Raw genomic sequence first — 13,573 nt, 5'->3', positions numbered from 1 at the left:
GGTAATTTTTATGTCATCAATAATAATTGATTTACTAGCACAATTGTAGTCGTCGTTGCAGCAATTTCTAAGGGTAAAAAAAGAACCCGTCAAGGTTCGTTTGATGATTGAACGACGGGTTCAATTTCATGTTATTTTTGTTCGGGTCAAGCTACAAGATTATCTTATAACCAAGCCCATCCAACGAAGTAATCTCCAATATGGAGTACAACATATGCATCGGATCCAGTATAGTTACCAGCCCATGTTACAGCATATACTTCCATATAATCAATTGGAGCACCAGTGTCATCAGCGATTTCTTGTAATGTGCTATATCCTAAACCACTTAGGTATGCATTTCCAGCAATAGCAGCATCATCAACTAATTGTCCATCAACACTTCCTAATGGGTATCCAGAATGAGCTTTAATTGCAGCTTCAGCATCGGTAAATAGTGCATATTCACCATCACCATATAATTCGAATCCACCATCATCTTCTTGAACAACATACAAGATGTTTCCACCATCAGCTGTAACAATAATTGTTGCAGTAACAGCATCTACTCCTGCATCAGCAGCTAGATTTTCCATTGTGTCTCCAAGGATGTATAGAGCAACGTTAGCTCCATCCATAGCGGAATCACGTGAAGTTCCAGCCATATCAAGATATGCATCAATCAATTCATCTTTTGAATCAAAGACAGATTGTAGTACACCATCTCGTACATATTTTTTGTTATTCAATGCTTGAACTAATGCGTTGTAGGACCATAATTCAAATACGGTATCACCATCAAGATTTACATAGGTAACAGGAATGTTAACACTGTGTGTATCGATACCCCAGTTTAGTGTAAATCCAGAAATGTTGTCATCTTGGAATACATCTAAGAATCCAGGTGCATCAAGTAATCCACCACTAATACCACCAATACCAAGGTCCATAGCAGCAACCATCATGTAATCATAATAGTTATTTGGGAACTCAACATCGTTTACATTGATTACAACGCGTACATAGTTAGCATCATCTACTAATAATGATTCGTATTGTTGTTTCAATTCAGCAACCATGTTTTGAGCACCTGTGTTACCACTTGAAGCATAGTATAAATCTAACGAAATAACAGTATAAGCTTCAGGAGTACCTGCGGTGTAGAATCCATCCGCAATACCACGAGCAACAGCACTTTCAAAGTATGCTACAGCAGCATCTGGTGAGTAACCATAAGTTCCTCCACCAAAGTCATCAAGAATTGCAGCTCCTTCTTCCGTACCACGTACAGAGATTCCACCTTCAGCATCTAAGAAATATGTAGATGCGAAATATGTGAATGCTGGTAAGTATGTTTTAACAACATTAACAGCAGCTTCGTAACGGTCGAATCCATAATACAATGCTTTACGCATTTCTAAGTATTGAAGGATTGGTTCTGGTACATAATCATCCGCAATACCACTACCTGGATGGTCAGCGATATATTGATCGCGAACTGCTTCAGTACCGAATCCATTAATCATTAGACGCCAAGTTGTTGCAGCAGGCGCAGTTTTGACACGTGGGTCAGTAGCAAATTCAGTAACGCGAGCAGATGGTACACTTGAACTTTCTAAGCGTCCAGCTAAGAATTCTTCAAAGCGTTGTTCATCTGTTTCGATGTAACGGAATTGTTGTCCTGTGTAGTTATACATATCTGCATGTGGATGATCTGGATTTTTCGAGAAGAACAAGAATTGTCCACTAGTCCACTCTTCAAATACATATACACCATTGTTGGCAACGGTTTCAGGTGAAGTACCATAAGATCCAGCACCATCAGCAGGTAAATATTCAAATAATTCTTGGTTGATTGGTTGCCAGTTGTTTACTAAGCTATATTTTACATCAAACATAGATTTTGAAGATGTAAATTCTAACTCGATAGTATAATCATCTACGGCTTTTAATCCTACTTCATCCCATGTTTTTGTTTCAGCAACATATTCTGCTGCATTTTTAACACCATTGGTAATAAAGTCTCCTCCACCAGCAATTGCGCGGAACCAGTCATTATCTAATGCATATTGCCATGTCCATAGATAATCATTTGCATCTAAGACTTCATGTCCTGCAGGTAATACAGACGCGTCGAAGTCAGGATGATATGTCCATACTAAGTCATTTCTTAATGGAATTTGCCATGTTGTAGCATAGGTACGTCCATTGATTACTTCAGGATCAACAGCGATTGGGTCGCCAGTAGCGAAGTCACCATTAATTTCATATCCTGTTTTTGATGCATCAAAATAGAATGTGTATAAACTTCCTGAGAATAAATCGATGAAGTCTGATGTAGAAGCATCATCAATAACCCATGGGTTTAATCCAACAGGATCTGTACGGTATGACGCACGCCAAGTATATTCATCGACATTACCATAAACGTCTTCGTACATGAATACATTCGAGTCATCTAAGGTAAAGTCTGAGAATGCGGTACCAAATCCCATAACTCCATTATATTGTGGAGAATATAAGGTAGTACGGTCAGAATACATTACACGGCTAGCACCTGTATATAGTGGAACTCCACCATAAACATTTTCAAGTAAATATCTTTCCAATGCAGCAAATACGCGGCCTTTGTTTTCAGTATCTAATTTACCTAAATCAACACCACTTAAATAATTTGCTGGGAAGAAATCATCAACACCAACCAATACGGTTACTTCATAATCAGCTGTATTACCATCTGAGTCAGTAACCTCGAATGTAACTGTATAAGTACCTACTTCATCAAATGAACCAGGTGAAGTCATTACTAATCGATCGGTAATGTCTCCTTCTTGTAAGTCAAATGCAGTTAAACTGTGGTCTAGCTCTTCATAAATGTTTTGCTCATAATAATCCCGACCAACAATTAGCGGAATTTCATAAACAGCAAGTTGAGCTAATAAATCATCAATTTGAGCATTAGACGCATCCAATTCAGCTTGTAAGCTTGCAATCAATGCATTTGCATCATCTAATGATGCCCCTAATTCTGCTGCTACAGCATTCAATGATTCTGTAAATGTTGTAGTAGTAGTTTCCAATTGAGTTTGCAGTGCTGCAACAGTTTCAGCAAAGCTGGTTTGAACTGAATCTAACGAGTCTGATAAATCAGATAACTCTTGGTCTAAATCAGCATTTGCAGTATTCGCTTCAGCCAACGCTGCTTCAAGTGCAGTAATATCATCTTGTAATGCTGCATTTGCAGTTTCCAAGTCAGCGATACTTACATCACTTGCATCCAATTGAGTCTCTAAGTCACCAATTGAATTCTGTAAATCTAGTAATGCTTCTTCATCACATGCACTTAACGTAAACACGAATAAAGCAGCAACTAGTAAGGTTAAAACCTTCTTCATAACTTTCTCTCTCCTTTTTTTAAATATTTTTTTGATTGTTTATATTATAGCAACTAAATCCGTAAAAATCAATCTTTCTTTCATTTTTTAGTATGTAAACATTTTCACAGTTTTAAATTGCGATAAACCATTTGCATGCCCTAAACTAGGGGCTTCTTAATTAGAACCATTGATAATATCAAGTAAAACACTAGTTGTAAAAATATCAGTTATCGGAATTTCGATGTCTGGTGTAATACCAAACTCAACATCATGATAGACATATGGATCTTCCGCCGTACCACTACCTGTGCGATAGGCACTGATGTTGTTACTACTCATGGTAAACGCCGTTCCATTTGGTAATAAAATCGGTGTAATTGAACAAGCTCCACCACCGGTTTGAACACCAATAACTGTACCTAAATCATTGACTTTAAAGATATTTGCCAACGAGTTTGCAGCACTGAATGAGGTTGGTGTTGTCAAGAGATACCAATTGAGATGTGAATAGTCTGGGACACCTGTAATATCAACATAATACGTTGATGCTCCACCTGTGTCACCATCCATACCACTTACTTCAAATGGTTGATCGGTAATAAATCCAAGAACACGGTATAGTGCTCCAACATTTCCACCTGTATTCCATGAAATATCAAGAATAATATTCGTGAATGTGGGGTTTTCTTCTTCGATTTCTTGTAACATCATTTCCATATAAACAGCACTATCGGCATCGATTAATGGATACACTTCATTTCGAACTTGCCATGCGGCACCATACGAAGTTGGAGCATTATCACCAACACCAACATGGAACAAATCATATTCCGTATCGTAATGAACAACGAGCATATAATTCGTATCCCCAACAGTTTTGGTGTAATATCCATCCGTTTTACCTTCGTCTGTAGTTGTTTCTTGAACCAAGGTATATCCTGCTGTTATCAAGTCTGCTTTGTAGGTATCAACATACGTAGCATCAACACCTTTAACAAGAATGTCTACAACATTGCTGCTGTCATCACCATTGTTATAATAGAAGAATTTATTTCCTTGAGCGATCGCTGGCATGACATCTGCGATCTCAGTGATGTCAAGCATATCTGCGGGTATTGTTTGATCGTAGGTTGCACTTTCTTCCATATCACTAGTGACAAATCCATCTAGTGATAACATGACGACATCATCACTTACCCACCAGTAATTTGGTCGACGTGATACATTCCATGAACCATCTGTTGATTCGCCCCATTTTGCTCCAATCGCATCATCGGTATCTAATAGTCCATCATAATACCATGATACAAATCGAGATCCATAAACACTTAACGTATTTGTCACGGGTCCTCCATACATCGTTGTGTTGTAATAGGAATCATATCCGTATGATGTATGTGGCTCATCAATTTCCTGTAACAGGAAGTCTCTGACAGCAACTTCAAACATTTCTGGATCGGATACCAATAACGCATCTTTCATTTGATACAACACATCATAATAAGAATCCACACCCATGATATCTTTTAATCCATATAAGTTATCCATATTGAATGCCATCATATTAAACGTATGGATCATTAAATCCGCTGGTAAATCCATCCCATTCATCGAACTATTGGAGATGGTACGCATTTCTTTACTGGTTGAACTTGGTAATGAATAAATACCATACAAGCCATCATAATTGTAATATACGTTGTAATAGGCACTTCCAGCAAATAATTGATTTGCCATATAGAATGGCAATACAAGTTCTCCCTCATGCATAACGATGTCCATATTATAATCATCTAGATCATAGATCACATCGCTACCTTCTAGATACGATTCACCTGGATGATCTTGAACATATTCAATATGCCGTCCATAATTCGTTTCTGTTGTGTAAATATAGGCCCAATAAAAACCAGGGTCATTTGTTGATATGGTATTTTCAGTAGCATCAATCGTTAAAATTAAATCATATGTATGATCTTCATCTTCATCATAATATTGATAGAAAATTTCTAACGAATCTGCCCCAAACGTATAGGTCATTTCAACTGCAGGATCGATAAACCCTTGCAGTAATTCAAAGAAATCATTGATTTTAACATAAGGTACAAATCCATCTTCTTCGAAGTACAATGTTAATTCACTATCAACAACATCATACTCTGTCGTTAAATTTTCAAATGGTACATTGCGGCTTTCATTAATCATTACCGGTTGTGCATGTTGTAATGGGATGTCATATGTTCTCGTAATGCTTTCTCCATCCTCACTAAACGTCACTTCCCAAACAGCAACTATGCCTTCTGATACTTCATTAGGAAGAGGTAATACAATTCCTGATTCAGAGATATACTGACTATCAGTATCATACGATATATCGGTTGAATTTACCGCTCCTCTTCGAGGTGTCGGAAGAGCAATACCTTCGACGTTCAGACTTGCTTCATATGCGATAATATCTGGAATCATTAAGCTTTCAGCATACGTACCCCATAAGGCATTTAAAGTGATATCTTCATCAATTGGATGTCCAAACTCATACGGTTCATATTCATCTGTGAGATACCAATGGATAAAGGTTGATGTTCCACCATCTGGTTGATCAACACCATCTAATACATCTCCTGTGTTAATCATCACGGTATCAATCACGATACCATCACTTACTAAGTTTATCGTTTGTGTTGTGGTTTCTTGCCATTTGGAGTTGATCGTTGTATCCGCTACAATTGGCGTCGTGAAATCAAACGGTGTGTTTTCATCATCTGTATACCAATAATCAAAAATGAATCCAACTCGATAAGGAGTGTCTGGTTCTGTTGCAAGGTTATTATCAAGTACTTGTTGTGCATCAATTTCCGTACCACCAAGCGTATTAAAAGTAACCTCATACTCCTCTTTATCTCTCCAATATGCGTTCAGCGTTACATCTGACGTAACGGTTTTCGAGAAATCATATTCAAGGAATTTACTAGTCGTATACCAGTACACAAATTCCATGGAATAATCCAATAACTCACTCGGTTCTGGAATCGTGTCTCCTTCGTATACATTAATGGGATCAATCGCGTCTCCATATTCCGATACAAATGTTATGGTATATCCTACTTTGGCATCCCATTTTGCGAACAATGTGATATCTTCTTCAACTACCGTATCAAAATCAAACTCAACAGAATCATCATTACGGTACCAATATAAAAAGTCAAATCCTTCACGTTCGGGAGTATCGGGTTCTGTAGATGTCATTCCGTCCACAATATTCTGTGCGACTACATCACTTCCACCAGAACTATCGAATGTCACCGTAAATACATCTTTTTCAACCCATTTAGCGGTTAATGTAAGATCACCGTCAAGAATGGTTGAGAAGTCAAATGCGGTTTCGCTATCGGTACTATACCAATAGACAAAGTTATAGCCATCTTTCTCAATTGCAGATGGTTCTGTTGCAGTTTCTCCCTCCGTAACACTTTGCGCATCTACGGTGTCGCCACCATCGGCATCAAAGGTTACTGTGTAGGTTTCTAATTCCCGCCATTTAGCGGTTAACGTAATATCTTCATCAATGCTTGAATCAAATGCATAAGCGGCACTCTCATCATCGAGGTACCAATACTCAAAATCGAATCCTTCTTTTGCCGGATCCGTTGGCTCAGTAACCTCCGTACCACTTGGAATCGTTTGTTCACTTACAGCGGATCCACCATCGCTATCAAATGTTACAGTCACATCTTTTGGTGTACATGCTGCTAGTAACAACGTCAAAGCAGTAAGCATTACTAGTAAAATTTTCTTCATCTCTTCTACCCTCTCCATATGTATGTTTGTTGTTAAATAATACACTATTCTATGGAAAAAATCAAGATTGCAAATATATAAGTGTCGTTCACAACACAATTTTGTGGGGGTATTTATATACTTTATCACTTTAAAGCGAAAAATCAAGAATTTTACGCATTTTTTTCGTAAGATGCAATAAAAACGCTTCAAGTTGCAGTTAATTGCGTTCATTCGCATACGCATTATAAAGTATATGAAAGTACATCAAGCGCTCATTTATTCAATTTCTTTTGTGTAAATTTTTTAAATACGGAATGATGAAAAGTGCCTTGACTTTAAATCTGTACACCACGTATAATAAAATCAAGTATACTAGGAGGAAAAATATGAACACATTTTTGATTTTAACATTGGGCATTATCGTTGCACTTGGTGCGTTAGGGTATGCTTTTTATTTGTACCGCAAAATCCTGACCTTTGATGAAGGGGAAGAACGGGTTCGCGAAATCAGTTCCTACATCAAAGAAGGTGCTAAAGCGTTCTTAAAGAGTGAACACAAGGTAATCTACGTGTTCATTACTGTTACATCCATTATTATTCTTGTCGGATTCTATCTAGGATATGATACCATCTCCGGATTAACGGCAAACTCTGGTTCAAACTTTGGATCATTGGACATGGACAATGCAGACGTATTCTATGCCGTCTTTACAACACTTGCATTTTTACTCGGTTCATTCTTTAGTTTGATTGCCGGACAAATTGGGATGATGTCCGCAACCAACGCCAACTCCAGAACCACTACTGCTGCAAAAGATGGTGGGATGGTTCGCGCCCTTGATGTTGCATTTAAAGGTGGAAGCGTTATGGGGATGAGTGTTGTTGGATTTGGATTACTCGGATTATTACTCGTAATCGCTCTAGCATTGCTCATGAATACACCGAGCTTTGTTGCTATTACCTATGCTGCAGGATATTCCCTCGGTGCTTCATCCATTGCTTTATTCGGTCGTGTTGGTGGAGGTATTTATACCAAAGCTGCAGATGTAGCCGCCGACTTAGTGGGAAAAATTGAAGCAGGGATACCCGAAGATGATCCACGCAATCCTGCTGTTATCGCTGATAATGTTGGAGACAATGTCGGGGACGTTGCTGGGATGGGTAGTGATTTACTTGAATCCTATGTATCCAGTATTATTGGAGCAGCAACAATGGCAGCACTAATTTTTACGACAACATCAGTAGTCGATAATCGAATTCAAGGAATTTTGTTTGTTCTCGCCGTTGCTGCAGCTGGTGTCTTATCCAGTATTATTGGTAGCCTATTCGTTCGTGGAAAAGAAGGTAAGAACCCCTTTAAAACATTAAAACTAGGAACCTATTCTGCGGCGATTATGTTTGTTGTATTTACCTTAGTTATTAATGTTTTATTCATTGATTTATTCCGTGAAGGAACCGAGTTATATGAATTTCAAGATATCGTGATGAACATCCGTGGATTTGCCTTTGGGCTTGCACCATTTGTATCCATTGTAATGGGATTGCTTGTAGGCGTACTAATCGGAGTAGTATCTGAATTTTACACTGCTGCAGAACACAAACATGTCAAAGAGATTGCAAAACAATCGTCAACTGGACATGCAACCAATATTATCGCAGGAATCTCTACCGGTATGGAATCAACCTTAATTCCCGTATTAATTCTTGCTGGGGGAATTTTAGGATCGTATTACTTAGCCGGATTGTTCGGTGTAGCACTAGCTGCTGTGGGAATGTTATCCACTGCAGGTATTACGATTTCAGTTGATGCATATGGTCCGATTGCCGACAATGCTGGTGGAATTGCTGAAATGAGCGGACTTGACAAAAGTGTCCGAGCAATCACCGATCAATTAGACTCTGTGGGAAACACAACCGCAGCCATTGAAAAAGGATTCGCTATTGGTTCTGCTGCGATGACATCCATCGCATTATTCAGTGCATTTATACGTAAAGTTGTCATCCCAGATGGCAATGGCGGATTCGGTATGTTACGCCAAATCGATATCGCAAAGCCTGAGGTTATGGCAGGATTGATTGTTGGTGCAATGTTGGCCTTCTTCTTCTCATCCATCGTCATTAAATCCGTTGGTAAAGCTGCAAACAAAATGATTGATGAAGTGCGTCGTCAATTCAAAGAAATGCCTGGAATCTTGGAATACACGGAAACACCTGATTATGCAACCTGTGTCTCGATATCAACCAAGGCTGCACTTCGTGAAATGATTTTACCCGCTGTACTTGCGATTGCAACTCCACTTGTCGTTGGATTCATCTTTGGATCTGAAGTTCTTGGGGCGATGTTAGCTGGTACGCTTGTAACTGGAATCATGCTCGCCATCTTCATGGCCAATGCCGGTGGTGCGTGGGATAATGCAAAGAAATTAATCGAAACTGGAGAATACGGTGGAAAAGGTAGCGAAGCCCACAAAGCTGCTGTTACTGGCGATACCGTTGGTGATCCATTCAAGGATACTGCTGGACCTTCAATTGATATTCTCATCAAATTAATGACCACGATTTCTTTAGTCTTTGCTGCCGCATTTGGTATGGGAATCATCTAATTAAGTCAAAACCCGTTGACATTTCAACGGGTTTTTTTGTTTCCTATTTTCAAATCATATTGAATTTGCTATACTAGAATCAATTACAAATAAGGGGTGTTTTGATGAAATCTTATCAACTTATTGCTATTTTATTAGTTTTCTTGCTGTCTAGTTGCAGTAATCCGATTAAGTTAAAATATGAGTTACCTGAAGATGCAGCGATAATTGGAAACCTAATTGTTACCAATATCGAAAACGGGACAGCATCCGTTTCATCTATGGATACCGATACCAATACAATGTATGTCTATGCCACGATAAATAATGCCAAAGATTCGGTGATTGATGTCGAATGGTACTATGGGATTGATGTGCTTATTCAAGAGGACTCCGTTACAATTACAGACAGCCCACAAACTCTTCGAATTACCGCAACAAGTCCAAGCGGGGGATGGTTTCCGGGTGATTATTCTGTAGACGTATACAAAGATGATCTTTTTATTGATAGTATCGAGTATACTGTTGTTGATGAGGAGCTACGAACCAATCCGAGTTGGCTTGTTGGGTCCTATGCATACGAGTATTCAGATGGCACTCTACCAACAAATATCGCCTATCAAAATTACGATCTAAATGCCGATGGTACGTGGACATCCGAATATCAATGGTATAGTGGCAATTCAACTTCTACCGGTGATGACGATGGTACATGGGATTATTATGACGGGGTTGTGACATTCTACACCGAACGTGGATATACGATTGAGTTTGATGTCATCGGACATCGATTAGCCCTTGAAGAAGCATATTGGAATGGTGTAACTCAATATTTCAGTAGACCATGGACCGATTAAAAAAATAAACTGCACAAGATTTTGTGCAGTTTTTTTATATCTCTTCTGTCGACTGAATATTGATTTGATGTATTCCTTTGACTTCCTTTTTAAAGAAAGCAATCGCTTGTTCCAAGTTCTTTTGATGATACGGATAGACTTTCGGTTGATTCAAGTGAATGAGTTTATTGATGTTTTGCCAATGTTTATAACCAACATTTTTTAGATCTTGGTGTTTGCTACTGAGAATAAATTCAATAAACTTACGTCCTTTTTGACGATGATTTTGCTTTTTCCGTTCACCATACATTTCCAGTAACATCCGCAAGACGTTTGCTGCACCAATCATATCTCCAAACTCATAACGGGCATCCATAGCTTGGACACTTATTGTGTGTAATAGTTGATCGTTTTCCTTGTTAAAGTCACGTGCTCCAAACACTTGTCTCAACTTGCCTAAAAAGTTATTTCCCATGATAATCTCCTTTTTCAAGTGGTCTATTACTATAATAATCCTCTTCGAATTTTTTTGCAATAATCAAAATGTTTGAAAAAATAAAAAAAGTACCGTTAAGTACTTCTTTTTTGCCTTCATGGCGGAAAAGGGTTGGGAGGATAATGAGAAAATTATGATGATTCGATTCGGAACTTGATATCGATGCACGAACCCTCATGGTCCATGCACCCAGATCAAGTGAAGAAAGGGAAAGGGTGGGCAATACCTCTCTTCACAAATCTACGTTTCTTAGTTTACGTCCGTCGTAACGATGTCTGCGCTATCGATTGTGTAGGTAAATGTAATCGCAACAGATGCAGTAGAAATTAAATCATATTCAGCTTGATCTGCAGGTTCATCCATTGTAATTTGGAAAGCAAATGTTTCAGCAGCTGCATCCAATGTTAATTGGGTAGCATTTCCAGCATCAGGTGTAACATTGATCAGGGCGTAAATATTTGCGTAAGTGGTACTATCTAATACGGTTTCACCTAAGGTGATAACAACGTCACTAGTAACCGTAATATCTGCAACAGAACTGGTTCCAGCTAATTGTGAAGTAACTTCATCTTCCAACCATTGTACGTCCCATGATAAATCGATTGCTCCCACTGCTCCAGCAGTGCTATTTGCTAATTGACCAGCAGGTACTAATAAACCTGAACTGTCTTGTGCATTTGTTAAATCAAATGTCGTTGATACAGAGTCTCCAGATCCAACAGTTACGGTTCCGGTTGAAGTGGTTTCAGTTCCTAAAACATTACTTGCCCAGTAAGCGAATGTACCCGCGCTAACAACTAAAGATACTAATAATAATGATGCAATAATTTTTACTTTTAATTTCATTTTGATATGTCTCCTTTTGATTTCTAATTTGATTTTTTTATACATACGTCTTGATAGTCTCTCAAGCTGAGGGCAAAGATTTTTACATTTTTCGTCCTTTGCTGATTTCATAATACAAGACCTATAAATGAAAGTCAACGGATGTAGTAGCCATTTAATTTTTATTTAAGTTTCTAATTATTAATGCCTATTTATAGCCTTTAATAAGCATATAAAAAGAATTAGCATTTCGCTAATTCTTTTCTAATTCAATTATTTGATTTCGTTTGCAAATAGTTTTCCTAATCGGTAGCCAAACGCATAAACCGTTTCAATGATTTCGGGTTTTTTCGGGTTTTCTTCAATTTTATTTCGTAGGCGTTTTACATGAACGTTGATGGTGTTATCAACACTCTCCGAATATTCTTCACCCCACACAACAAGATAGAGTTGCTTTCGAGAGAATGCTCGGTCTGGATCATCGTATAGAACTTTCAATATATCAAATTCCTTACTGGTGGTTTCAACCAGTTTGCCATCTTTTTTTATGGTCCGGTGAGTGAAATCAATTTCAATATTTTTGTATGTGACCACTTTGTTTTGTTTTTGTTTTTTCTTGCGATCATCTAAGATGATGCGAATACTTTCTAAAATCTCTTCTTGGGTGTATGTCTTTTCAATAAAGTCACTTGCTCCAGCGTTGATTAATTTGACACGAGCTTTGACACTAGAATGCGAGGTGTTGATGATGACAGGTATATCCGATTTTTTACGTAGAACTTGCAAAAATGCATACCCATGCATTTGTGGTAAATGGAGATCAAGAATAATCAGATCGTATTTTTTACGACTTACTTCTTGTAGTGCGTCTTCGGCATTGTAACAACTGGTTACTAAATAGCCCTCAGCTTCTAGCATTCTAGAGATAGTGACATTTACTACCTTGTTGTCTTCAACAACGAGAATTTTTTCCATAGACTCACCTCATCACAATCGTATATATAGATTATATCATAGATTAAGCGTATTCGTAATACCCTAGATTAGAATGATTACGTTAAATACTTTGAATCGTAAAATCGTAGATAATTGTTAAGTCAATTTTGCTAAGGAATACTTCATCATTACGAGAAATATTTGGTTGTACTGAGAATGTGTACGTATACGATGCTGTACCGGATGCAACGTCAATACTAGATGGATTAGCAGGTGTTGCGGTAATCGTCAATAAACTCATTAATCGATCAATGGTGGCTTGATCTGCTGTTTTGTTATTATAGATTACATTCATCGTATAGGAGATATTCATTTCCACTTCATCATTGCTTGCTGGGATATCCGCAGGATTCCAAGTTAAATCAAAATCCAGTACATCACTGTTGGATGATCCATATAATACGGAGTTCATATCGACAAGGTATCCCGTTGTTGTTAAGTTATTGATTATCGAATAATTGATTGTTCCGATATTGAATTCACCAATTTGAAACGTTGCAACGGTCGTTGTTGTTGATCCTTGTGTATCACTGGCAAAGTAGGCAAATGTAGACGTTGTCATCAAAAAAGAAGCTAATAACATTAGGGTTATTAACGATTTGTTACAAACGTGTTGAATGGCTTTTTTAAACCGTTTCATTAGCTTCACCTACCTTGATAATTCTGTTCTTATGTGATCATATTAGCGTAGGTGAGAAGGGA

The 13,573-nt window shown here is 38.0% G+C and carries 8 protein-coding genes; 2 read left to right on the top strand and 6 right to left on the bottom strand.

The features are described 5' to 3' along the window. Positions 1–164: 164 nt before the first annotated feature. Together G4Z02_RS06090 and G4Z02_RS06085 are read right to left on the bottom strand one after the other, a co-directional pair. Positions 165–3,374 (bottom strand): ABC transporter substrate-binding protein, encoded by a 3,210-nt coding sequence (locus tag G4Z02_RS06090; RefSeq protein ID WP_258877134.1) that lies wholly within the window; start codon positions 3,372–3,374, stop codon positions 165–167. Positions 3,375–3,530: 156 nt separating this feature from the next. Beyond that, a complete protein-coding gene (locus G4Z02_RS06085; protein WP_258877133.1) occupies positions 3,531–7,154 on the bottom strand; it encodes an InlB B-repeat-containing protein in 3,624 nt (1,207 codons plus the stop codon). Positions 7,155–7,522: 368 nt separating this feature from the next. Here G4Z02_RS06085 and G4Z02_RS06080 point away from each other — a divergent pair, with 368 nt between their 5' ends. Both G4Z02_RS06080 and G4Z02_RS06075 read left to right on the top strand, forming a co-directional pair. Continuing rightward, entirely contained in the window at positions 7,523–9,739 is a 2,217-nt protein-coding gene (locus tag G4Z02_RS06080) for a sodium-translocating pyrophosphatase (RefSeq protein ID WP_258877132.1), read from the top strand. Positions 9,740–9,843: 104 nt separating this feature from the next. Further along, positions 9,844–10,575, top strand: a complete 732-nt coding sequence (locus G4Z02_RS06075) for a putative periplasmic lipoprotein (RefSeq protein ID WP_258877131.1) — start codon at positions 9,844–9,846, stop codon at positions 10,573–10,575. A gap of 34 nt (positions 10,576–10,609) precedes the next feature. On the opposite strand, the gene G4Z02_RS06070 is transcribed toward G4Z02_RS06075, so the two are convergent. The 4 genes from G4Z02_RS06070 to G4Z02_RS06055 form a co-directional block, all read right to left on the bottom strand. After that, positions 10,610–11,029 carry a hypothetical protein gene (locus G4Z02_RS06070; RefSeq protein WP_258877130.1) on the bottom strand — a complete coding sequence of 140 codons (420 nt, stop codon included), beginning with the start codon at positions 11,027–11,029 and terminating at the stop codon, positions 10,610–10,612. Positions 11,030–11,299: 270 nt separating this feature from the next. After that, a complete protein-coding gene (locus G4Z02_RS06065; protein ID WP_258877129.1) occupies positions 11,300–11,896 on the bottom strand; it encodes a hypothetical protein in 597 nt (198 codons plus the stop codon). Positions 11,897–12,148: 252 nt separating this feature from the next. Continuing rightward, the gene (locus G4Z02_RS06060) at positions 12,149–12,850 is read right to left on the bottom strand and encodes a response regulator transcription factor (RefSeq protein WP_258877128.1); all 702 of its coding nucleotides are present in this window, start codon (positions 12,848–12,850) and stop codon (positions 12,149–12,151) included. Positions 12,851–12,932: 82 nt separating this feature from the next. Then, positions 12,933–13,511, bottom strand: coding sequence for a hypothetical protein (locus G4Z02_RS06055; RefSeq protein WP_258877127.1), 579 nt, complete (start codon positions 13,509–13,511; stop codon positions 12,933–12,935). Positions 13,512–13,573 lie beyond the last annotated feature (62 nt).

The sequence above is a fragment of the Candidatus Xianfuyuplasma coldseepsis genome, assembly GCF_014023125.1.
GTDB classification, from domain to species: Bacteria; Bacillota_I; Bacilli_A; order Izemoplasmatales; family Izemoplasmataceae; genus Xianfuyuplasma; species Xianfuyuplasma coldseepsis.
This window is presented reverse-complemented; position numbering and strand designations above follow the sequence as displayed.

Coding starts and splice junctions, on each gene's coding strand:
- G4Z02_RS06055 (WP_258877127.1), bottom strand. CDS start 13,511: ATGAAACGGTTTAAAAAAGCCATTCAACACGTTTGTAACAAATCGTTA.
- G4Z02_RS06090 (WP_258877134.1), bottom strand. CDS start 3,374: ATGAAGAAGGTTTTAACCTTACTAGTTGCTGCTTTATTCGTGTTTACG.
- G4Z02_RS06075 (WP_258877131.1), top strand. CDS start 9,844: ATGAAATCTTATCAACTTATTGCTATTTTATTAGTTTTCTTGCTGTCT.
- G4Z02_RS06060 (WP_258877128.1), bottom strand. CDS start 12,850: ATGGAAAAAATTCTCGTTGTTGAAGACAACAAGGTAGTAAATGTCACT.
- G4Z02_RS06080 (WP_258877132.1), top strand. CDS start 7,523: ATGAACACATTTTTGATTTTAACATTGGGCATTATCGTTGCACTTGGT.
- G4Z02_RS06065 (WP_258877129.1), bottom strand. CDS start 11,896: ATGAAATTAAAAGTAAAAATTATTGCATCATTATTATTAGTATCTTTA.
- G4Z02_RS06085 (WP_258877133.1), bottom strand. CDS start 7,154: ATGAAGAAAATTTTACTAGTAATGCTTACTGCTTTGACGTTGTTACTA.
- G4Z02_RS06070 (WP_258877130.1), bottom strand. CDS start 11,029: ATGGGAAATAACTTTTTAGGCAAGTTGAGACAAGTGTTTGGAGCACGT.